This window comes from Erythrobacter sp. (assembly GCF_036351135.1).
In the GTDB taxonomy this organism is placed as follows: Bacteria; Pseudomonadota; Alphaproteobacteria; order Sphingomonadales; family Sphingomonadaceae; genus Erythrobacter.
Map to the genome: position 1 here is coordinate 60,400 of NZ_JAZBON010000022.1, position 20,805 is coordinate 81,204.

Annotated in this window: 19 protein-coding genes; 12 read left to right on the forward strand and 7 right to left on the reverse strand. The window is 65.9% G+C overall.

The genetic code is table 11. The annotated features are described in order from the left end of the window. Nucleotides 1–97 precede the first annotated feature (97 nt). Complete coding sequence (locus V2I30_RS06175; protein ID WP_330661208.1) at nucleotides 98–1,105, reverse strand: NAD(P)H-dependent glycerol-3-phosphate dehydrogenase; 1,008 nt, start codon at nucleotides 1,103–1,105, stop codon at nucleotides 98–100. Beyond that, nucleotides 1,102–2,274, reverse strand: a complete 1,173-nt coding sequence (gene tsaD / locus V2I30_RS06180) for a tRNA (adenosine(37)-N6)-threonylcarbamoyltransferase complex transferase subunit TsaD (RefSeq protein WP_330661209.1) — start codon at nucleotides 2,272–2,274, stop codon at nucleotides 1,102–1,104. The genes V2I30_RS06175 and tsaD overlap by 4 nt, the downstream gene beginning before the upstream one ends. Before the next feature lie 60 nt (nucleotides 2,275–2,334). On the opposite strand from tsaD, the gene hemC reads away from it, so the two are divergent. The 3 genes from hemC (at nucleotide 2,335) to V2I30_RS06195 (ending at nucleotide 4,993) form a co-directional block, all read left to right on the forward strand. Then, the gene (gene hemC, locus V2I30_RS06185; RefSeq protein ID WP_330661210.1) at nucleotides 2,335–3,285 is read left to right on the forward strand and encodes a hydroxymethylbilane synthase; all 951 of its coding nucleotides are present in this window, start codon (nucleotides 2,335–2,337) and stop codon (nucleotides 3,283–3,285) included. After that, the gene (locus V2I30_RS06190) at nucleotides 3,282–3,965 is read left to right on the forward strand and encodes a uroporphyrinogen-III synthase (protein WP_330661211.1); all 684 of its coding nucleotides are present in this window, start codon (nucleotides 3,282–3,284) and stop codon (nucleotides 3,963–3,965) included. Before hemC ends, V2I30_RS06190 begins: the two co-directional genes overlap by 4 nt. 83 nt (nucleotides 3,966–4,048) lie before the next feature. Beyond that, entirely contained in the window at nucleotides 4,049–4,993 is a 945-nt protein-coding gene (locus V2I30_RS06195) for a hypothetical protein (protein ID WP_330661212.1), read from the forward strand. A gap of 139 nt (nucleotides 4,994–5,132) precedes the next feature. On the opposite strand, the gene V2I30_RS06200 is transcribed toward V2I30_RS06195, so the two are convergent. Further along, nucleotides 5,133–6,371, reverse strand: coding sequence for an FAD-dependent monooxygenase (locus tag V2I30_RS06200; RefSeq protein ID WP_330661214.1), 1,239 nt, complete (start codon nucleotides 6,369–6,371; stop codon nucleotides 5,133–5,135). Nucleotides 6,372–6,527: 156 nt separating this feature from the next. Between V2I30_RS06200 and V2I30_RS06205 the strand changes: the two genes are divergently transcribed. Then, entirely contained in the window at nucleotides 6,528–8,606 is a 2,079-nt protein-coding gene (locus V2I30_RS06205) for a protein-disulfide reductase DsbD family protein (protein WP_330661215.1), read from the forward strand. 90 nt (nucleotides 8,607–8,696) lie between these two features. On the opposite strand, the gene V2I30_RS06210 is transcribed toward V2I30_RS06205, so the two are convergent. The 4 genes from V2I30_RS06210 to uvrB form a co-directional block, all read right to left on the reverse strand. After that, complete coding sequence (locus V2I30_RS06210; protein ID WP_330661216.1) at nucleotides 8,697–9,215, reverse strand: hypothetical protein; 519 nt, start codon at nucleotides 9,213–9,215, stop codon at nucleotides 8,697–8,699. Further along, on the reverse strand, nucleotides 9,212–10,720 hold the full coding sequence (locus tag V2I30_RS06215; RefSeq protein WP_330661217.1) for a S10 family peptidase: 1,509 nt from the start codon (nucleotides 10,718–10,720) through the stop codon (nucleotides 9,212–9,214). Before V2I30_RS06215 ends, V2I30_RS06210 begins: the two co-directional genes overlap by 4 nt. Before the next feature lie 148 nt (nucleotides 10,721–10,868). After that, on the reverse strand, nucleotides 10,869–11,105 hold the full coding sequence (locus tag V2I30_RS06220) for a hypothetical protein (protein WP_330661218.1): 237 nt from the start codon (nucleotides 11,103–11,105) through the stop codon (nucleotides 10,869–10,871). 115 nt (nucleotides 11,106–11,220) lie between these two features. Continuing rightward, the gene (uvrB, locus tag V2I30_RS06225) at nucleotides 11,221–13,416 is read right to left on the reverse strand and encodes an excinuclease ABC subunit UvrB (protein ID WP_330661219.1); all 2,196 of its coding nucleotides are present in this window, start codon (nucleotides 13,414–13,416) and stop codon (nucleotides 11,221–11,223) included. A gap of 109 nt (nucleotides 13,417–13,525) precedes the next feature. On the opposite strand from uvrB, the gene V2I30_RS06230 reads away from it, so the two are divergent. The 8 genes from V2I30_RS06230 to V2I30_RS06265 all read left to right on the forward strand — a co-directional run bounded on the left by V2I30_RS06230 (nucleotide 13,526) and on the right by V2I30_RS06265 (nucleotide 20,742). Beyond that, nucleotides 13,526–14,017 carry a DUF3617 domain-containing protein gene (locus V2I30_RS06230; protein WP_330661220.1) on the forward strand — a complete coding sequence of 164 codons (492 nt, stop codon included), beginning with the start codon at nucleotides 13,526–13,528 and terminating at the stop codon, nucleotides 14,015–14,017. Between the two features lie 41 nt (nucleotides 14,018–14,058). Next, nucleotides 14,059–14,604, forward strand: a complete 546-nt coding sequence (locus V2I30_RS06235) for a DUF3617 domain-containing protein (protein WP_330661222.1) — start codon at nucleotides 14,059–14,061, stop codon at nucleotides 14,602–14,604. A gap of 117 nt (nucleotides 14,605–14,721) precedes the next feature. Further along, nucleotides 14,722–15,504 (forward strand): esterase/lipase family protein, encoded by a 783-nt coding sequence (locus V2I30_RS06240; RefSeq protein WP_330661223.1) that lies wholly within the window; start codon nucleotides 14,722–14,724, stop codon nucleotides 15,502–15,504. 221 nt (nucleotides 15,505–15,725) lie between these two features. Next, the gene (locus V2I30_RS06245) at nucleotides 15,726–17,135 is read left to right on the forward strand and encodes a circularly permuted type 2 ATP-grasp protein (RefSeq protein ID WP_330661238.1); all 1,410 of its coding nucleotides are present in this window, start codon (nucleotides 15,726–15,728) and stop codon (nucleotides 17,133–17,135) included. A 31-nt stretch (nucleotides 17,136–17,166) separates the two neighbouring features. Next, nucleotides 17,167–18,108, forward strand: coding sequence for an alpha-E domain-containing protein (locus V2I30_RS06250; protein WP_330661224.1), 942 nt, complete (start codon nucleotides 17,167–17,169; stop codon nucleotides 18,106–18,108). Between the two features lie 10 nt (nucleotides 18,109–18,118). Beyond that, nucleotides 18,119–18,934: a transglutaminase family protein gene (locus tag V2I30_RS06255; RefSeq protein ID WP_330661225.1), complete on the forward strand. Its 816-nt coding sequence runs from the start codon at nucleotides 18,119–18,121 to the stop codon at nucleotides 18,932–18,934. A gap of 262 nt (nucleotides 18,935–19,196) precedes the next feature. Then, the gene (locus V2I30_RS06260) at nucleotides 19,197–19,934 is read left to right on the forward strand and encodes a proteasome-type protease (RefSeq protein WP_330661226.1); all 738 of its coding nucleotides are present in this window, start codon (nucleotides 19,197–19,199) and stop codon (nucleotides 19,932–19,934) included. Nucleotides 19,935–20,109: 175 nt separating this feature from the next. Further along, nucleotides 20,110–20,742, forward strand: coding sequence for a response regulator transcription factor (locus V2I30_RS06265; protein ID WP_330661227.1), 633 nt, complete (start codon nucleotides 20,110–20,112; stop codon nucleotides 20,740–20,742). The last annotated feature ends 63 nt before the right edge of the window (nucleotides 20,743–20,805 follow it).

The window sequence follows — 20,805 nt, forward strand, 5'->3', positions numbered from 1 at the left end:
CCGCCCGCGATCCCTGCCTGCGGGGTTCCGGCAGGCTTTCCGGAAGGCGCGCCGGTCTCGGGGGCGGGCCGGGATGCGCCCGGACGGCTTGTGTCGCTCACGCCAGGTCCGTCTGGTCCGCCGCCTGTTCGGCGGTGAGCGGGCGGGCTAGCAGCCGATCGACCACTTTGCGAGGGGGCGCCCCTTCGAGAATGGCGTTGACCGCGGCGGTGATCGGCATGGCGATGTCGCCCTGATCGGCGAGCCGGGCGAGAACCGGCGCGGTATGCGCGCCTTCGGCGACGGTGGTGCGATCGGCCATCAGTTCGGCGGCGCTGCGCCCTTCGCCAAGCGCCTTGCCGAGCGAGAAATTGCGGCTGCTGGTCGAAGAGCAGGTGAGCACCAGATCGCCGAGGCCGCACAGGCCCGCCAGCGTCTCCGCCTGTGCGCCCAACGCTTCGCCGAAGCGCTGCATTTCGGCATAGCCGCGCGCGATTAGCGCGGCGCGCGCATTCTGGCCGAGCGCCAACCCGTCGACCACGCCGCAGGCGATGGCGAGGACGTTCTTGATCGCGCCGCCGATTTCCGCGCCGGTGACGTCGTCCGAATAATAGGGCCGGAAGGTTCGCCGCGCGATGGCGGGGGCGAGCCGCTCCCATTGCGCAGCGCCGCCTTCGCAGGCGAGCGTAACGGCGGTCGGCAGGCCGCGTGCGACTTCATGCGCGAATGTGGGGCCGGAGAGCACCGCGATGGCGCTGCCTGGCGAGGCCTCGCGCGCGACATCGTTCATGAGCCGTCCGGTCTCCGCCTCGATGCCCTTGGAGCACAGCACGAGATCCCGCGGCGACTTGGGAAGCCTCGAGAGCACCTCGCCGAGCAATTGTGCCGGGGTGACGGCAAGGACAATGTCGATATCGACGAGGTCGGCAAGATCGGTGGTCGCGCGGATCGTATCGGCAAGGGCCGCGTCGGGCAGGTAGGGGGGGTTGCGGCGCTCGGCATTGATCGCCTCGGCAACGTCGGCTTCATAGGCCCAGATGGTCACCTCACGCCCGTCGCTGGCAAGCATCTGCGCGAGCGCGGTGCCCCACGCCCCTGCGCCGATGACGCCGACGCGCTGGCTCATGCCTTCACCCCTGCACCGCGCACCTTTTCGGCTTCCGGATCGAGCGGCCAGCGTGGGCGGGCTTTGAGATCGAGCGGATCGCCAACGAAAACGGGATCCAGCGTGAGGCGCTCGCACCCCGCCCAGGCGATCATCGCCGCATTGTCGGTGCACAGCGCCAGCGGCGGCGCGCCGAACCGCATCGCATGGCCTGCCGCAAGCCCCTCGAGCGCGGCGCGCACCGCCTGGTTCGCGGCGACACCGCCTGCAACGACGAGGGCGGGGAATGGGCCGTGAGCTGCCAGCGCATGTTCGAGCCGGTCGATAAGACAGTCGATGGCAGCCTGCTGAAAGGAGGCGGCGATATCGGCGTCCGTATAGCCAAGCGCCGTTCGTGCTGAGTTTATCGAAGCACCCGTTCGAGCTTGCCGAGAACCCATGCTTGCTCTCGGCTTCGCTCGAGCTGACCCTTCGACAAGCTCAGGGCGAACGGGATCGGACTGGTTTTCCTTTGCCCGCAACACCGCGCTTTTCAGCCCGGCGAAGGAGAAATGCGGCTCCTTCGATCCCTTCAAGGGCCGCGGTAGGTCCACCGCGCCCGCATCGCCCTCGTGCGCCAGCTTCTCCACCGCCGGCCCGCCGGGATAGCCCAGCCCCAGAATTTTAGCCGTCTTGTCAAAAGCCTCGCCCAGCGCATCGTCGATTGTCGTAGCAAGGCGGCGATATTCGCCCACCCCTTCGACGGCCAGGATCTGGCAGTGTCCACCCGAGACGAGCAGCAGCAGGTAGGGGAATGAAAGGTCGGCGTCCGCAAGACGCGGCGAGAGCGCGTGGCCTTCCAAGTGGTTGACCGCGATCAGTGGCTTGTCCGCCGCCATCGCCAGCGCCTTGCCGCTGATCAGCCCGACCATCACGCCGCCAATGAGGCCCGGCCCTGCGGTCGCAGCGATTGCGTCCATGTCGGCGAGCGCGAGGCCTGCATCCTCGAGCACCGCCTCGATCATCGGCGCCAGCCGTTCGGCATGGGCGCGCGCGGCGATTTCCGGGACGACGCCGCCATAGGGCGCGTGCTGCGCTTCCTGGCTCGCGATCCGCTGGGCCAGCACCCGCCGGTCCGACGCGACCACCGCCACCGCGGTTTCGTCGCAGCTGGATTCGATCCCCAGAACAAGGCGGGTGCGTCCCTCCATTGCGCTTCCATCTAGTCCCTGCCGAGGCTAGGGCAAGCGCCAAGCAAGGAGAGTATCGAGGTGAATGACGGCGCGGCAGGGGTGAAATTGCGACTGGGCACGCGCAATTCGCCGCTCGCCATGGCGCAGGCCCGCGAGGTGCGCGCAAGGGCGTGCGCGGCGCATGGGTGGAGCGAGGACAAGGTCGAACTGGTGCCGGTGGTGGCAAGCGGGGACAAGGTGCTCGATCGGCCGCTGGCCGAGATCGGCGGCAAGGCGTTGTGGACCAAGGAACTCGATCAGTGGCTCGGCGAAGGACGGATCGACGCCTCGGTCCATTCGGCGAAGGATGTCGAGACAATCCGCCCCGATGCCTTCGCCTTCGCCGCCTGCCTGCCGCGCGCGGACCGGCGCGACAGTCTGGTGGGCGCGGACAGTATCGAGGAGATCGCGCAAGGGGCGATCGTGGGCACGTCGGCCCCGCGGCGGGCGGCGCAGCTGCTCAATTTGAGACCCGATTGCCGGATCGTCAGCTTTCGCGGCAATGTCGCCACCCGGCTTGCCAAGCTGGAAGCGGGCGAGGCGGACGTTACCTTCCTCGCCGCCGCAGGGCTCGAGCGGCTGGGCGAGACGGGCGTCGGCACGCCGTTGCCGGAAAGCGGGTGGATTCCAGCCGCCGCGCAAGGGGTGATCGTGGTCGAATGCCGCGCCGACGACGATGCTTCGCGCAGCGCGCTGGCGGCGCTCGACCATGCGCCCACCCGCGCCGAACTCGAAGCCGAACGCGCGCTGCTCGCCTGCCTTGGCGGCACCTGCCATTCGCCCGTCGCCGCGCTGGCCCGCGCCGCGGGCGAGGCGATCAGCCTGCGCGCCGCCCTGTTCAGTCCCGACGGCCGCGACCGGGTCGAGGACGAAATCCGCCTCAGCACCGACAATCGCGCCGCGATCCAGACGCTTGCGAGCGATCTGCTGACGCGGGCCAGCCCGGCGATCCGCGCGCAGTTTGCGGGGGCGCCAGGGCGGGCCGGGTGAGCGCCGGCGGCACAATCCTCGCCGTGCGCCCCGAGCCGGGGCTGTCCGTTACGCTGGCCCTCGCGAAGGGGATGGGCCTGAACGCACTCGGCCATCCCCTGTTCGAGATACGCCCGCGCGAATGGACCGTGCCCGATGCAGGCGGTTTCGACGGTCTGCTGATCGGCAGCGCCAATGCGCTGCGCCATGGCGGGGATGCGCTGGGGAACCTCGTCCATCTGCCGGTCTACGCGGTCGGCCGGGCAACCGCCGAAGCCGCGCGCGCCGCTGGCTTCACCGTCGCGGCGAGCGGCACGGGGGGCCTTCAGGCGGTGCTTGACGGGATCGAGGGCCCCGCGCGCCTGCTCAGGCTGGCGGGCGCGGAACATGTGCCGCTCGTTTCGCCCGCCGGCATGACGATCGAGGAGCGTATTACCTACCAGGCCGTCCCGCTCGAGCTTCCCGAACCTTTGCGCGCGCTCGATACGCTGGCTCTAACCGTCCTCCTGCATTCCGCCGCCGCCGCCACCCGTTTCGCCGGCGAAAGCGCGCGGCTCGCCTGGCGCCGCAACGCCATCGCGCTCGCCTGTATCGGCCCGCGGGTCGCCGCGGCGGCGGGCGATGGCTGGCGCGCTGTCCACGTCGCGCCGCGCCCCGATGACCGTGCGCTGTTGGAAATGGTGCGCGCGCAGTGCATATAGCAGAGCGGGACGATCCCTGTCGGCGCCGCGCAATTCGCCTGCGCGCGCCGGGCGAGGACCGATAAGACATGCATGGACGTGTGATGGCATCGAAATATGGCAGCCGCCGCAAACCCGCCTCGATGCGGCGGTTCGTGGTCGCGGCGCTGGTCTCCTTCCTCGCCGGCGGCGCGCTGGTGGGCTACGTGGTCTATTACAACCTCACCGACGACGAGCCGGCGCGTTTTGCCGGCGCGGATGTCGGGGCGGGGGCGAGCGGCGCTGTCGCCGAGTCGAGCGAACCGGCCGTGGGTCCGACCGAGACGATCAACGCCTCGCCAAGCCCGCTCGCCGAAGCGGTCGCCGCGCTCGAAGGCGGCGACACCGAAGGCGCTGCCGAAGCGGTGACCCGCGTGGTCGACCAGCAGGGCGGTATCGACCAACGGCTCGCCGCGGCGGAACAGCGCCTCGCGCGGCTCGACCTTCAGGCGCAGGCGGCGGCGGGCAATGCAGCGCGCGCCGAGGGCCTGCTCATCGCCTTCGCCACCCGGCGGGCAGTCGAGCGGGGCGCGGAACTGGGCTATCTCGCCGATCAGCTGCGCCTGCGCTTCGCCGATCAGTGGCCTAATGCGGTCAACACCATCATCACCTTCGCGCGCGATCCGATCCGGCTCGACAATCTCACCGCACGGCTGGACGGCCTCGGCCCGCAGCTGGTGGAGCGCAGCGAGAACCTGAACTGGGACCGGATCACGCGCGAGCTCGGCCAGCTCTTCGTCATCCGCCGCGAGAGCACCCCTTCGCCGCAGCCCGCCAGGCGCCTCGAACGCGCGCGCATCGCGCTTGAACAGGGGCGCTACCAGAACGCGATCGACGAAATCCGGAACATGCCCGGAGCGGATCAGGCGCAAAGCTGGATCCGCGATGCCGAGCGCTATCGCGACGCGATGCAGGCGCTGGAAGTGATCGAAACCGCCGCCGTGCTCGACCAGAGTGGGCTGCGTGACGGCGCAGGCAATGCGGTGCGCCAGCCGAGCCCGGTGGAGTAGGGGTTCCGCAGTGTTCCGTTCGCCCTGAGCTTGTCGAAGGGCAAGCTCGAGCGAAGCCGAGAGCCTGTCTGCGTTCTTGGCAAGCTCGAACGGGTGCCTCGACTTCGCTCAACACGAACGGGGTATTGAAAGAGCTATTTCAAGCCCGCAAAAGCTCGGGCAAATCCCCGCTGACCCCGCGCGCTTCATCCATGAAAAAGCTCTTGAGCACAGGCGTGCGCTGCACCGCGGCCATGCCGAGGCGGCGGACGGCGCTCGCGGCGGTGCCGGGGACGCCGAACAGGCGGGTGAGGCCGTCGGTGGCGAGCGCGACCATGAAAGCATCGAGCCCGCGCCAGTTCTCGTAGCGTTTCAGCAGCTGCGCATCGCCCGGATCGAGCCCGATGCGCGCGCCTTCGGCCAGCACCTGCACCAGCGCGCCGACATCGCGCAGGCCGAGATTGAGGCCCTGTCCTGCGATCGGATGGATTCCGTGCGCCGCATCGCCGACCAGCGCGAGCCGCTCGTCGGTGATCTTGGTGGTGTGGTGAAATCCCAGCGGCCAGCTCGATCGCGCGCCGACGCTGGTCACCTCGCCCAGGATGTCGCCCATGCGTTTCTGCACCTCGGCCGTGAAGGCCCGGTCGCCGAGCTTGGTAACGGCGCGTCCATCCTCTTCGGACACCGTCCACACCAGAGAAGACCGATGCGTCCCGTCCGCGTCATCGCGCATTGGCAGCAGCGCGAAGGGGCCGGCGGGGTAGAAGATTTCCCAGGCGACGTTGTCGTGGGGCCGCGAATGGGTAAGCCCGGCAATGACCGCGCAGTGACGATAATCCCACTGCGCAATGGTGATGCCCGCTTCCTCGCGCGTGGGCGAGCCGCGCCCCTCGGCGCCGACCATCAGCCGTCCCTTGAGCTTGCGCCCGTCCGCCAGCACCGCGGCGACGCCGAATTCGCTGCGCTGACGCTCGGCGATCTCGGCCTTGCTGGCCCAGTTAATGAGCGGCTCGTCCGCCGCCGCCTCGAACAGGGCAAGGCGCAATCGGCGATTGGGAAACATCCGCCCCAGCGTCCCCTCATGCGCTTCGGGCGTGAAGTCGAGCCGGCCGGGCTTGTTCTGATCGGTCACCGCAATGCTGGCGATGTCGCAGGCGAAGGGCTCGAGGCTGTCGGCGATACCGATATTGCGAAACAGGTGCCAGCTTGCCGTCGAGATTGCAGTCGCGCGGTCGTCGAAGCCTTCCGCGGTCAGATCGGCAGGATCGGCGCGGTCGACGACATGGCTCGACAATCCTTGTCGCGCGGCCGCGAGCGCCAGCGTCATGCCGACCAGCCCCCCGCCCAGGATTAGCAGATCGCGCGTTTCGTCATCGGGTTTGGTGTCTGGCTTGCTCATGCTTTCGCCCTCGTAGCGCTCTTGCCGCCTTTTGCGAATGCCTCTTGCGCTCGCTAGGGCGGGTCCTACTTCGCAGCGTCGATGGGAGGCAAGAGACCCGAGGTGACATTCGCTGCATTACGCCCTGCACCAATTGCAAGCGCGTGGTTCGCCTTCATGCGGACGATGCTGCTCGCGATCGCCGCGGTGCTGCTCGCCATGCCGGGCGGAGCGGTCGCACAGGGCGCGGGCGACGAGGTCGAAGACGCGCGCGCGCTCGAACGGATCGAGCGCGCGGGCGATGATCGTATCGCGGTCAGGCTCCTCGCCGATGGGCTCCCGCGCGCGGGCGAAGAATGGATGCTGGCGCTGCGTTTCATCCCGAGCGCCCCGGAATGGCATGGCTATTGGGCCAATCCGGGCGATGCGGGGCTGGGCATGGATTTGCGGCTCGATCTGCCCGAAGGCTGGACGATGGGCGAGCCGCTTTATCCGGTACCCGAAAGGCTGCTGATCTCGGGGTTGATGAACCATATCTACGAGGGCGAATATACCGTGCTCGTGCCGGTCGCCGTGCCCGAGGGGGCAGCGGTGGAGGATTTCCCGGACGTCACCGGGACGGTCGAATATCTCGCCTGCACCGATCAGATCTGCGTGCCGCAAGGCGCCGTATTGCGCGCCGGCGTGGCGGGGGCGATGGACGAGGATTTCGCCGCGTGGCGCGCTCAGGTCGCGCCGATGCTCGACGCGCAGGGGCGTTTCGCGGTGGAGCCGGACACGCTGTGCCTCGCCATCCCGCTGCCCGAAAGCGTCGCGCTGGACGAACCTCATGTCTTCATCGAGCAGCCGCGGCTGGTCGATTACGCTGCGGTGCAGACCTTCCGGCGCGCGGGCGATCTGCTGTTGGTCGACATACCCCTGAGCGAATTCGGCACCGGCGAAGCGGAAGACATCTCCGGCATCCTGTCCTTCGGCGAGGCTACCGGTGTCGCCTTCGAGGCACGGCCAGGCGAGGTTCCGGTAGGCGGGACGATGATCGCCGGGCCGATCAGCAGCGAGACCCCACCGATCTGGACGCTTATCCTGGGTGCGCTTGTCGGCGGGCTGATCCTCAACATCATGCCCTGCGTCTTCCCGATCCTCAGCTTGAAGGCACTGTCGCTGGCCCGTGCCGGGGGCGGCGAGGCACGGGCGCGCAGTGAGGGGCTGGCCTACACCGCCGGCGTCGTCCTTGCCTGCGTTGCGCTGGGCGCGCTGCTTCTCGTCTTGCGGGCGGGCGGCGAGCAGGTTGGCTGGGCGTTCCAGTTGCAGGAGCCGAGCGTGGTTCTAGCCTTGCTGGCGCTGGCGACGATCATCACGCTCAATTTCGCCGGCACTTTCGAATTGCCGAATATCGACACGAGCGGCGGCGCGGATCGCAGCGCCTTCGGCACCGGCCTGCTCGCAGCGATCGCGGCGACGCCGTGCACCGGCCCCTTCATGGCCGCGGCATTGGGCGCGGCGCTGCTGCTGCCCGCGCCGATCGCGCTGTTGTTGTTCGCGATGCTCGGACTGGGGCTCGCGTTTCCCTTTCTCGCAATCGGTTTCGTGCCCGCCCTGCGCCGCCTGTTGCCGCGACCGGGGCCGTGGATGGAGCGGTTTCGCCGGCTGATGGCGATCCCGATGGGGCTGACCGCGCTCGCTCTCTTATGGCTCGCCGTGCAGCTGGGCGGGCGCGGTTTCGCGCTGGTGGCGCTGGTCGTGCTGGTCGGCATCACCGTCGCACTGTTCGTGGTCGGGCGGTTGCAGCGCAGCGGAAAGATGGCCTGGCCCGCCTTCGGCCTCGTCGCCGCGCCTTTCCTGATTTTTGGCGCCTTCGCCCTGCCGTCGGCCTACGCCCCGCCGGCGCGCGAGCCTATCGCCTCGCTGCTCGAGCCGCGCCTGTTCAGCCGCGATGCCTTGGCCGACGCGCGGGCGAGCGGGCGGCCGGTTTTCGTCTGGTTCACCGCCGACTGGTGCGTTACCTGCAAGGTCAATGAAAGCATCGCCATCGAGCGCGAGGCGACCGCCGCGGCCTTCGAAGAAGCGGGCGTCGTCGCGATGGTCGGCGACTGGACCATTCGCGACGAAGCGATAACCGCCTTCCTTACCGAACAAGGCGCGGCGGGCGTGCCGCTTTATCTGTGGTACGAACCCGGCGCGGCGGAGCCGGAGCAATTGCCGCAGGTGCTGACCCCCGACATGCTGGTGGAGCGGGCGGCGCGCTCGAACCCCTAAGGGTTCGCAAGGGCGACCGCCCGCCCGCAGCGGGCGCAGCTATGCTGCGCGTCTAGCGAAGATGCAGCCCCGGATGGGGCTGCGCATACATCAATCCTCGCGGCACTGGGCGATCAGGTCGCCGGGCAGTTCGCTGCCGTTGACGCGCACCATCCCCGCGCCCGGCACGGTGACGGTAAGCGCGCGCGGACCGCGCAGCGGCTCCCACAAACTGTCCGACGCCGCCGCCTCGCCCTGCCAGATATTGGCGTCGCCGGCGGCGCGCGCATCGACCGGCAGCCGTCCGATATGACCATTGCCGACCATCGCCAGCAATGCGCCTGCGCCTTCGTCCGCCACGGCGATGCGCGTCATCTGCACAGCCGCAGCCTCGGTGCCGCCGAGACATTCGAGCGCCAGCAGCGCCGCTTCTCCCGGCACGCCATAGACGATGCGACCCTCGCGCGCCTGGGAGCGGGCCCATACGGCGCCTTCGCTGTCGGGCGAGGGCAGCGGCGCCGAGGCGAAGGTCGGTTCGGCTTCGGGCACTTCGCGGCTGAGCCCCGCATCGCTGGGAGGTGGTTTGCAGGCCCCGATCAGCGCCAGACCGGCAAGCAGGGCGAACCTCATCGCGCGGCGATGAATGCGCGCAGGTCCTCGGACAGCTGCACCCGGTCCTCGTCGCGCACATACATCATGTGGCCGGCGTCGTAATATTCGTAGGTGATGCGATCTTGCGGAATGCCGAAGCGATTGAGCGAATATTCCGCGCCGAAGAAGGGCGTGGCGAAATCGTACCAGCCTTGCGCATTGAATACGCGCAATTCGCTGTTCTGCCGCATCGCCTTGCCGATCATGGGCGCGACGTTGAGATAGGCGTTGCGACCCCAACCGCTCCCCAGCGACCAGTCCCAGTTCTGGCCCGGCTCGCTGCCGATCGAATTGTAGCCGCGGTCCGTCTCGAACCCTAGTCCCTCGCGCGCCCACTGGTTGATCGCCGCGGTGTAGCCTGCATCGATGCCGTAGAAGCTGGGATCGGCGTCCGGCGTCTCGCCCGCATTATCGAAATCGGTGCCGGTATAGCGCGCATCGAGCCGCCCGATGGTCAGCCCGCGGTCGCGCAGCAATTCCTTGTAGAAACGCTGGCTGGTGACGCGCAGATTGGCCTGGTCGAGATAACGCTCCGACAGCCCGGTCAGCTGCGACAACCGCGCGCGCACCGCGGCGCGTTCGGCATCGGGCAGATCCTGCCCCTTGAGCAGCGCGGTCGCGAATGGCCCGATCGCGAATTGACGCGCTTCCTCGGCGATGGCTTCCACGGAAGGCGCCTCGACCAATCCGTGAAACCACGCCGCCGCCGCCATGTTGGGCAGCGTCACGACATAGGCCATCTCGTTTCCGGGCGTCGGCTCGCGCGCGGCGAAATCGAGGATGGTAGAGATGAGGATCAGCCCGTTCAGCCCGACATCATTGTAGGTCGACCCTTCGAGCTCATCGACCACCATCGCGGTGCGCGTCGTGCCGTAGCTTTCGCCGCCGAGATATTTGGGGCTCGACCAGCGTCCATTGTCATTGATCCAGCGGCGGATGACCTCCGCCACCGCTCGCGCATCCTGCCGGAGGCCGTAATATTTCTCCTTGTCGGTGCCCGACGTCAGGTAGCTGAAGCCCGTGCCCGGCGGATCGATGAACACGAGATCGGCGACGTCGAGCAGGCTGTCCGGATTGTCGACCAGCGGGTAGGGCGGCGCGCCATCGTCGCGAGCGTCGGAAGGGATCGCGACCCGCTTCGGTCCCCAGGCGCCCATCTGCAACCAGACCGAACCCGAGCCAGGCCCGCCATTGTAGATGAAGAAGACAGGCCGCGAGGGATCGCGCGGGTCTTTCACATAAGAGGTGGTGACGATCACCGCTTCCTGCGCGCCGTCATCGCCCTCCAGAATCATCTCGCCGATCGTCGCGGTGTAGGGCACGCGCACGCCTCCGAACGTGCCGGTGTGCTCGGTGGTGCGAACCTGCGGCTCGATCCGCTCGGCGGCGGCCGGGGTGGAGGCGGCTTCGTCTTGTGCGAAGGATGGCGCGGCGATCATCAGAAAAGCGAGAGCGCCGAAAGCGCTGCGAAGTAGGCGTGTCATGGGACGGCTGCTTGGCAGGCAAAGCCAGAGGCTGCAAGACCCGCTCACCCGTCTTCGTGACCGGAAATGTCCGCTTAAAGAAAAAGGCGACCGAGCCTTCGCTCCGTCGCCTTTGTTCGCCCGGCTATTGGGCCGATGCGATCGTCAATCAATCGTCGTCATCGTCGTCATCGTCGTCGTCGCTATCGGTGTCGTAGTCGCGATCGGTATCGACATCACTGTCTTCGGTCTCGATTTCCGCTTCGATTTCAGTGTCGCCGTCTTCGGTTTCGACTTCGACTTCCTCTTCCTGATAAACCTGCGTGTCGGCAGCGAGGGCAGCGCCGGAAAGGGCGATCGCAGCGACGGGCGAGGCAATCAGGCTGGTAAGGGTCTGCTTTTTCAAAGTTCTTCTCCGGTACGGGGTTGTTAACGTTTATCAAGCGTGTGGGGACGCCTGAAGCTTCGCAACTCCCGGTGAACCGTGTTCGCCTATAGGCAGGCCGTTCCAGCGTAGCGTCTTAGGCTTTCCCGCCCATCCGCTTGGCCCTGATCTTCCCGTAGCGCGTCTTGCGCGTTCCGGGCTTGCCCTCGTTGCTCCGCCCAACAAGAGGTGCCTTCTTCTCCGCATCGGGCAAACCGAGCTCGTCGTTCTCCAGCCGGCGGATTTCGTCGCGCAGGCGTCCGGCTTCCTCGAATTCGAGGTTGGCGGCGGCATCGCGCATGCGTTTTTCGAGGTCTTCGATGTAGCCGCGCAGATTGTGGCCGACCATGTTGTTGGCGTCCGGATCGCCTGTGTCGACGGTGACCCCGTCCTGCGAGGCTGCGTGGGCGACGATGTCGGCGATCTGGCGCTTGATCGTTTGCGGTGTGATGCCGTGTTCTTCGTTGAACGCCTTCTGCTTCTCGCGGCGGCGGTCGGTTTCCGCCATCGCGCGTTCCATCGAGCCGGTGATGCGATCGGCGTAGAGGATCACGCGGCCATCGACGTTGCGCGCGGCGCGGCCGATGGTCTGGACCAGCGACGTCTCGGAGCGCAGGAAGCCTTCCTTATCGGCGTCGAGGATGCAGACCAGCCCGCATTCGGGAATGTCGAGGCCCTCGCGCAGCAGGTTGATCCCGATCAGCACGTCGTAGACGCCCATGCGCAGATCGCGGATGAGCTCGATACGCTCCAGCGTCTCGACGTCGGAGTGCATGTAGCGAACGCGCACGCCAGCCTCGTGCATGAACTCGGTCAAGTCCTCGGCCATCCGCTTCGTCAGCGTGGTGACGAGCGTGCGATAGCCCTTGGCTGCGGTCTTCTTGCACTCCTCGATGCAATCCTGCACCTGGTCCTCGACCGGGCGGATATCGACCGGCGGGTCGATCAGGCCGGTGGGGCGGATGACCTGTTCGGCAAAGACGCCGCCGGTTTGCTCCATCTCCCACGGGCCGGGCGTTGCCGAGACGCAGAATGTCTGCGGGCGCATCGCGTCCCATTCGTTGAAACGAAGCGGACGGTTGTCGATGCACGAGGGCAGGCGGAAACCGTATTCGGCGAGCGTCAATTTGCGGCGATGGTCCCCGCGCGCCATCGCGCCGATTTGCGGCACCGTCTGGTGACTTTCATCGACGAAGAGCAACGCGTTTTCAGGGAGGTATTCGAACAGGGTGGGCGGCGGCTCGCCGGGCAGGCGTCCGGTAAGGAAGCGCGAATAGTTCTCGATCCCATTGCAGCTGCCGGTCGCCGCGATCATCTCAAGGTCGAAATGGGTGCGCTGTTCGAGCCGCTGGTGTTCGAGTAGCTTGCCTTCTTCTTCGAGCTCCTTGAGCCGCTCGGCGAGCTCGAACTTGATTGCTTCGGTGGCCTGCTTCATCGTCGGGCCGGGCGTCACGTAGTGCGAGTTTGCATAGACGCGGACCTTGTCGAGCGACGCGCCTTTCTTGCCGGTAAGCGGATCGAATTCGCTAATTTCTTCAATCTCATCGCCGAAGAAGCTGATGCGCCACGCCATGTCTTCGTAGTGGCTGGGGAACAGCTCCAGATTGTCGCCGCGCACGCGGAAACAGCCGCGGGTGAAGGCGGCATCGTTGCGCTTGTATTGCAGCGCGACGAGCTTGCGGATGAGCTCGCGCTGGTCGACGGTCTCGTCCTTCTTGATGTCGAAGACCATCGCCGAATAGGTCTCGACCGAGCCGATACCGTAGAGGCACGAGACCGACGCGACGATAATCACGTCGTCGCGTTCGAGCAGCGCGCGCGTTGCCGAGTGGCGCATCCGGTCGATCGCCTCGTTCACGCTCGACTCTTTCTCGATATAGGTGTCGGAGCGCGGGACGTAGGCTTCGGGCTGGTAGTAGTCGTAGTAGGAAACGAAATACTCGACCGCGTTTTCAGGGAAGAAGCTCTTCATCTCGCCGTAGAGCTGCGCGGCGAGGATCTTGTTCGGGGCAAGGATCAGCGCGGGGCGCTGAAGCGTCTCGATGACCTTTGCCATCGTGAAGGTCTTGCCCGATCCGGTGACACCCAGAAGAACCTGCGTCTGATCGCCCTCACTCGCGCCGCCGACGAGCTCGGAAATCGCGGTCGGTTGGTCGCCCGCGGGTTCGTAATCCGAAACCAGCTTGAACTTCCTGCCCGGCATCGATTTTTCCGGACGGTTCGGGCGGTGGGGGGTGAATTCCTCGCCCGTCTGCGGTTCTTCAAGACCGCGCCTGATCACCAGTTCTGTCATGACATGGCGATATGTGGCGCGTGCGGGTGGATGTGAAGGGGGCGGTTGTGAAGCGGGTGCTCGATGGCCTATGGATGGTGAACATGCGATTTCGATGGGGGGAAATAGGATGAAAGCAGATATGGTGAAGTACGCGCTCGGCGGGGCTTTGCTGGCGGGCGCGGGTTTGACCGCCGCGGCGCAGGACGTGGCGGATACCGAGCGGCCACAGGCGGGCGAATATCGCTCGACGGTAACCTTTCAAGGCCTCGACCTACCCGGCGCGCCGCCGCAGGTTGCCGAGATGATGGGTCGGCTGATGAGCACCACGACGACCTATTGCCTGACCGAGGCGGAGATCGACGAGGGGTTCCAGGCGATCACCGACCGTTCGATGAAGGGTGCCGAGGATTGCTCCTACGATCGCTACGGATTTGCCGGCGGACAGCTCGATGCGGAGATGGTCTGCCGGGTCGACGGACGGCAGATGCGCATGAACATGACCGGGACGGCGGATCGGACGACTTCGGACATCACGATGAAGATGAGCGGCGATTTCGGCGTGGGCGACGGGACGATGACCCTGCGCGCGCAGGCCGAGCGGATCGGGGCATGTTCGTGACCCGGTTCGTGATCCGTGCGCCGAGCAAAGGAGCCAATGGAATGAAGCAATATGCAATCGCGCTGGCCGCGACACTGACGCTGACGCTTTCGGCATGCGGCGGCAGCACCGATGCCGACAGCGACGGCGATGGGGAAGTCACCACCGCCGAGGCGCAGGCCGCGCTGGAGCGCAGCGGCGGCGAGATCAAGCCTCAGCCAGGTAAATATCGCATGTCCTACCAGTTCGTCGCTGCCGACATTCCCGGTGCGCCGCCGGAAGTGAAGGAGATCATGGGCAACGCCATGAACCGCTCGATGGAATATTGTCTCACCCCGGAAGCAGCCGAACAGGGCTTTGGCGAGGCCATGCAGCAGAACCAGGACGACAGCTGCACAATCAGCAAGCTCGATATCGACGGCAACGACATTTCCATGGCGATGGCCTGCGACCAGGGTCTCGGCGAGGCCGTCACCATGACGATGGACGGGACGATCTCGGAAACTTCCTCTGAAATGACGCTGGTGAGCGAAGGCATGTTCAGCGAAATGGGGCAGGGCCGGATCGAAATGAAAGTTGCGCAGGAACGCATCGGCGCCTGCGATTGACGCTGTGAATGCGACGCGGCGCTGCGGGACGGGCCAGAGCCTTTGCCGCAGCGCCCGTCCCGGCACGCTATCCCTTAACCCGCCATTCAACGAGGCGTGGATAGAGCCTTGCCTCTTATGCCGCGTGCCAAACTCCCCACCGTGACCCTGCCCGACCCGCGCGAGCATCCGCTTGCGCGCCGCATCCGGCTGGCGGCGCAGCCCGATCCCGAACCGGCGCGACGTCCGTCATTTCGGCGTGCCATCGCCGAGCTGGGCGGGATTGCCGATCCGCTACGTCGACCGTTTCGGCGCATAGCGGTCGAACGCGCCAAGAATCCTGCCATCGTTCTCGTCCTTCCCGGCTTCGCCACGCGCCCGGCCAAGATGCGTTACCTCGCGCAGCATCTCGAGCGGGCGGGCCACACCGCCAAGCAATGGGGGCTGGGGTGGAACTGGGGCGTCGATCCGGGCGATCTGGCCCAGCTCGAAAAGCGCCTGCAACAGATTTGCGCGCGCTACGACAGCAAGATCGTCCTGCTCGGTTGGAGCCTTGGCGGATTGTATGCGCGCGAGCTCGCCAAGCGGCATCCCGATTGCATCGCCAAAGTGATCACCATGGGCACGCCGTTCTCGGGCTCGCCGCGCGACAACAATGTCTGGCGCGTCTACCAGTTCATTGCCGGCCACCGCGTCGATCTTCCGCCCATCGAGGCCGATCTCGCCGCAAAGCCGCCGGTCGAGACGGTCGCTTTCTGGAGTCCGATGGACGGGGCGATCGCGCCGCGCAGCGCCGCAGGCCGGCCCGGCGAGCGCGACCGCGCGCATGCTCTGCGCTGCACCCATATCGGCTTTGCCCAGTCGCCCGAGGCGATCCGCGCGATCCTCGCCGAGCTTGACCGGGCACCCGCCGCCGACTGATCCAGCGCCGGTTTCCGGTCGCTCCGCCGAAACTGCGCGCCCCGCTCATTCCAACGCGCCGCTTTCCTTTTGCGAACAGCGCGCTATGCCTGTGGGCCATGGCAGGCCCCTCCTCGTCCCAATCCCAATCCCAGTCGCAAGGCTCGGGCGGGCAGAGCCAATCGCAATCGCAGTCTCAATCGCAGTCTCAATCGCAGGCACAAAGCGCGAACTTCGACGAGATGAAGGACGCGAGCGGCGGCACCCGTCCCGCTTACGAGGGCTATTGCGACTGGTATGACGAGCAGGAACCCCGGTTTCTCAGGCGCAAGAATGCCGAGGCCGATGAGAGTTTCCGGCGCACCGGCATCACCTTCAACGTCTATGGTGAAGACGAAGCCGAGGAACGGCTGATCCCCTTCGACATGGTGCCGCGGATCATCACCGCGGGCGAATGGCGGCGCCTGACACGCGGGATCGAACAGCGCGTGCGCGCGCTCAATTCCTTTCTTTACGATCTCTATCATCGTCAGGAGATCATCCGTTCGGGCCGCCTGCCGCAGCGCCTGCTGCGCGACAACGATGCTTGGCTGCCCCACATGGTCGGCAACGCGCCGCCCGGGGGGATCTACACCCATATCGTCGGCATCGACCTCGTGCGCACGGGGCCAGACGAATTCTTCGTGCTCGAGGACAATGCGAGGACGCCTTCGGGCGTCTCCTACATGCTCGAAAACCGCGAGACGATGATGGCGATGTTCCCCGACCTGTTCAGCCAGGTCGCGGTCGAGCCCGTCTCCAACTATCCGCGCCGCCTCGCGCGCAGCCTCGCCGCCTGCGCTCCGCCGAAATACGATGCGAGTGGTGGGCGCAAGCCCAATGTCGCCGTGCTGACCCCGGGCATCTTCAACTCGGCCTATTTCGAACACGCCTTCCTCGCCGATCAAATGGGCGCCGAGCTCGTCGAGGGCAGCGATCTTCGCGTCATCGAGGGGCGCGTGCAGATGCGCACCACCCGCGGGTTTCAGCCGGTCGACGTGCTCTATCGCCGCGTCGATGACGAATTCCTTGATCCGCTAACCTTCAATCCCGACAGTGTGCTGGGCGTGCCGGGGATCATGGACGTCTATCGCGCGGGTGGGATCACCATCGCCAACGCGCCGGGAACCGGGATCTGCGACGACAAGGCGATCTATTCCTTCATGCCCGAAATCGTCGAATTCTACACCGGCGAGAAACCGCTCCTGCCCAATGTCGAGACCTGGCGCTGCGCCGACCCGGAGAGCCTGAAATACGTGCTCGACAATCTCGCCGAGCTGGTGGTGAAGGAAGTCCACGGTTCGGGCGGCTACGGCATGCTGATCGGCCCCACCGCCAGCCGCAAGGAGATCGCCGAGTTCCGCAAGAAACTGGAGGCGAAGCCCGAGAATTACATCGCCCAGCCCACGCTTTCGCTCTCGACCTGCCCGATCTACACCAATAAGGGGCTCGCCCCGCGTCATGTCGATCTGCGGCCCTTTGTGCTCGTTTCGCCCAATGGCGTCGATATTACGCCCGGCGGCCTCACCCGGGTTGCGCTCAAGAAGGGTTCGCTCGTCGTCAATTCCTCGCAGGGCGGCGGAACCAAGGATACCTGGGTGCTCAAGGACTGATGGCTGACGCTCGCACATCGGACACTCCGCTATGCTAGGCCGGACCGCCAATTCGCTGTTCTGGATGTTCCGCTATCTCGAACGGGCGGAGAATACCGCGCGGCTGCTCGATGCGGGCATGCGCATGGCGCTGACCCGCGATATCGGGTCGGCCGAGGAGGAGTGGAAGTCGGTCATCGCGACGCTCGGCCTCAAAACGCCATTCGAAAATGCGAACGACGGCTACGACGCCGGCCCGGTCTGGAACTTCGTGCTGCGCGACGGCGCCAACCCCACCAATGTGCGCGGGATGATCGGCGCCGTGCGCTCCAATGCCCGGGTCGCGCGCACCAATCTTTCGAGTCAGGCGTGGGAGGCGATCAACGAGAACTGGATGGTTCTCGACAAGATGCTGGCCCGACCCGTGACCCAGACCAATGTCGGCGACATCATCACCCGGCTGCGGCGCACCGGTATGCAGGTTCACGGCGCGCTCGATTCGACGATGCTGCGCGCCGAGGGGTTCCATTTCGCGCGCGCGGGCACATACATCGAACGCTCGGAATCGACCGCGCGCATCCTCGATATGAAGTATTATCTGCTGCTCCCCACGCTCGGCCATGTCGGGTCGAGCCTCGACACCGGGCAGTGGGAACAAGTGCTGCGCTCGGTCGCGGGGGCCAGCGCCTATAGCTGGCTCAATGCCGGACAGATCGAGGCCAAGGGCATCGTCGAATTCCTCGTTCTCGACGATCGCTTCCCGCGCAGCCTGGCCTTCTGCCGCAGCGCGCTGCGTGCCAATCTCACCGAGCTTGCGCGCCTGCACGGCTTTCAACCGACCAGCAACGAGGTGATGCGCGAGGCGGACCGGCTTGCCGACATCAGCGTCGACGAGATATTCGAGCAGGGTCTCCACGAATTTCTCACCGGCTTCATGAGCCGCAACGCCGCCATCGCCGAGGCGATCGGAGAGGATTACAGGTTCCTGGCATGAGGAGGGGCGCATGATACTCTCGATCCGTCACACGACGCGCTACGTCTTCACAAATCCGGTGATCCACGCGCTGCAGCGTTTGCGCCTGACGCCGAAGGAGACGCAGGGGCAGTCGATCCTCGAATGGGACATGATCTACGACAATGCCGCGCCCGAACTCCAATATGACGATCAGAACTTCAACACGGTAACGCTGGTCGCGGTCGAGGCGGGGGCGAGCGATGTCACCGTGACGTGCAAGGGACGGGTGGAGACGCAGGACAATGCCGGCGTCATCGGGCGCCATTCGGGGCACCTGCCGCTATGGTCCTTCCTGCATCAAACCCCGCTGACGAAGCCCGGCGAGCAGATGCGCGCGATGATGCGCGAGATCGAGCCGCGAGAAGACGGCTCGAAGATCGACATGCTGCATGATCTCTCAGCCAAGATCGCCGAAACCGTGATCTACGGCAAGGGCGGGACTAGCTCGACGACGACCGGCGAGGAAGCGCTCGTTCAGGGCGAGGGCGTGTGCCAGGATCACGCGCATATCTTCATCGGCGCCGCGCGCGCGATGGACATTCCCGCGCGTTATGTCAGCGGCTATTTGATGATGAACGACCGGATCGAGCAGGAGGCCACCCACGCCTGGGCGGAGGCACATATCGATGGGCTGGGCTGGGTCGGCTTCGACGTCTCTAACGGCATCAGCCCCGATCCGCGCTATGTCCGCGTCGCGACGGGGCGCGACTACAAGGACGCGGCCCCCGTCACCGGTATCAGCTTCGGCACGGCGGAACAGATGCTGAGCGTCGATGTCGAGGTCGAACAGCAAAAAGAGCAGTGATTTTGGGTTCGCCCATCCGGGCGAACTCCTCGGTGCTATTCCCTACGCTGCGCTCCGGGGCACCTGCGGGCGGCCGGTCGGCCTTGTGACGCTTATGGCGTCGATTTGCGGCAAATTTCGTGAGGAGAGATTGAGTAGCCGCGCAAGCGGCGTATCAAAAGCTCGTCTCGAAGAACCCGGCGATCCAACGGCGCAGGCACAAGAAAACACTCTACACGCCGTCTCGCCTGCGCTACCCGCGCCGCAAATAAGAGGAGAAAAAATGACTTATTGCGTGGGCATGGTGATCGACAAGGGACTGGTTCTGATGAGCGATACCCGGACCAATTCGGGCGTCGACAATATCTCGGTGTTCCGCAAGATGTTTTCCTGGCAGGTGCCGGGCGAACGGATGATCGCGGTGATGACCGCGGGCAATCTCGCTACCACGCAGGCGGTTGTCAGCCAGCTCGAGGAGCGCACCAAGGAGCCCGACCAGCGCGAGACGACGCTGCTGAACGGCCCGACCATGTTCACCGTCGCGACCGAGATCGGGCGCCTGCTGCGCCAGACGATCAGCGAGGTACAGGCCGCCAACAATACGAAGTCGCGCTTCACCGCCTCGATCATCCTTGCCGGGCAGATCGCCGGCATGGAGCCGCGCCTGTTCATGATCTATCCTGAGGGCAATTTCATCGAGGCGAGCTACGACACGCCCTTCTTCCAGATCGGCGAGACCAAATATGGCCGCCCGATCATCATCCGCGCCTATGAGCGCGACATGAATGTCGAGGACGCGGTCAAACTGCTGATGGTGTCGTTCGATTCGACGCTCAAGGCCAATCTATCGGTCGGGCTGCCGCTCGATCTGCTGGTGATAGGCAAGGATGAGTTCGCCCCCAGTCACCAGCGCCGGATCACGCCGGACGATCCCTATTTCGACCAGATCTCGTCCAATTGGGGCGATGCGCTCAAGACTGCGTTCCACTCGCTGCCGAACTACCAAATCGAGCCGCGCTGAACTTCAAGCCGCCCTGCGCTGGCGGTAAGTCTCACATGAGGCGGCAAATTTGGTTCGTAACGGAGGCATATAAGGCCGGTTTCTCAAAGGGTTGTTTCGACCGGTGCTCAGGAATGATCCGAATACGAGTTAGTCTCGCGTGAATTGGCACGGCGGTGGGCGCAGGACCATCGGCATGACACGCAAAGCCTCCCTCCACTTCATCGATTCCGACAGCCGTCAGCGCGCAGAGCTGGCCCGTGTCGGTTTCTCGCTCGGCCATCATTCGGAAGTGTACGGAGACATATCCGAACTCTCGATCCACCCGCCGCGAGAGGGCATAATCATCGCCCGCGATCAAAGCGCCGAAGGCGGCGTCAGCATCATCCTCGACCGGTTGTGCCGGCTCGGCATCTGGTTGCCGCTGATCGCGATCGAGGCGGAGCCACGGCCCGGTCGTATCGTCGCGGCGATCAAGGCAGGCGCGCTCGACTATCTCTCGCTGCCGCTCGATCCTTCCCGGTTCGAAAGGTGCCTTGCCCGGATCGAGAAGGAGGCCGAGTCGTTCGGCGCGGCGCGGCGCCGCATGATCGAGGCGCGCGACCGCATTTCCAGCCTTTCCGTGCGCGAACGCGAAGTGCTGGATTGGCTGTCCGAAGGCAGCAGCAACAAGGTGATCGCCCGCCAGCTCGACATCAGCCCGCGCACCGTGGAGATCCACCGCTCCAATATGATGCACAAGCTCGGCGCGCGCCACGCTGCCGAAGCGGTGCGCCTCAAGCTCGAGGCGAAACTCGAACCGCAGATCGAGGTGCAAGAGACGCAGTAAATCGCTGCCCGGCTCCCGGTGCGCCCGATCGCGGCGCGTGGCGGGCGGGTTGGAACCAGTTCC

What these genes read in the sequence shown, in the direction of transcription:
- V2I30_RS06175 (WP_330661208.1), bottom strand. Translation starts at nt 1,105, where the DNA reads ATGAGCCAGCGCGTCGGCGTCATCGGCGCAGGGGCGTGGGGCACCGCG.
- tsaD (WP_330661209.1), bottom strand. Translation starts at nt 2,274, where the DNA reads ATGGAGGGACGCACCCGCCTTGTTCTGGGGATCGAATCCAGCTGCGAC.
- V2I30_RS06195 (WP_330661212.1), top strand. Translation starts at nt 4,049, where the DNA reads ATGGCATCGAAATATGGCAGCCGCCGCAAACCCGCCTCGATGCGGCGG.
- V2I30_RS06200 (WP_330661214.1), bottom strand. Translation starts at nt 6,371, where the DNA reads ATGAGCAAGCCAGACACCAAACCCGATGACGAAACGCGCGATCTGCTA.
- V2I30_RS06205 (WP_330661215.1), top strand. Translation starts at nt 6,528, where the DNA reads ATGCGGACGATGCTGCTCGCGATCGCCGCGGTGCTGCTCGCCATGCCG.
- V2I30_RS06210 (WP_330661216.1), bottom strand. Translation starts at nt 9,215, where the DNA reads ATGAGGTTCGCCCTGCTTGCCGGTCTGGCGCTGATCGGGGCCTGCAAA.
- V2I30_RS06215 (WP_330661217.1), bottom strand. Translation starts at nt 10,720, where the DNA reads ATGACACGCCTACTTCGCAGCGCTTTCGGCGCTCTCGCTTTTCTGATG.
- uvrB (WP_330661219.1), bottom strand. Translation starts at nt 13,416, where the DNA reads ATGACAGAACTGGTGATCAGGCGCGGTCTTGAAGAACCGCAGACGGGC.
- V2I30_RS06230 (WP_330661220.1), top strand. Translation starts at nt 13,526, where the DNA reads ATGAAAGCAGATATGGTGAAGTACGCGCTCGGCGGGGCTTTGCTGGCG.
- V2I30_RS06235 (WP_330661222.1), top strand. Translation starts at nt 14,059, where the DNA reads ATGAAGCAATATGCAATCGCGCTGGCCGCGACACTGACGCTGACGCTT.
- V2I30_RS06240 (WP_330661223.1), top strand. Translation starts at nt 14,722, where the DNA reads ATGCCGCGTGCCAAACTCCCCACCGTGACCCTGCCCGACCCGCGCGAG.
- V2I30_RS06245 (WP_330661238.1), top strand. Translation starts at nt 15,726, where the DNA reads ATGAAGGACGCGAGCGGCGGCACCCGTCCCGCTTACGAGGGCTATTGC.
- V2I30_RS06250 (WP_330661224.1), top strand. Translation starts at nt 17,167, where the DNA reads ATGCTAGGCCGGACCGCCAATTCGCTGTTCTGGATGTTCCGCTATCTC.
- V2I30_RS06255 (WP_330661225.1), top strand. Translation starts at nt 18,119, where the DNA reads ATGATACTCTCGATCCGTCACACGACGCGCTACGTCTTCACAAATCCG.
- V2I30_RS06260 (WP_330661226.1), top strand. Translation starts at nt 19,197, where the DNA reads ATGACTTATTGCGTGGGCATGGTGATCGACAAGGGACTGGTTCTGATG.
- V2I30_RS06265 (WP_330661227.1), top strand. Translation starts at nt 20,110, where the DNA reads ATGACACGCAAAGCCTCCCTCCACTTCATCGATTCCGACAGCCGTCAG.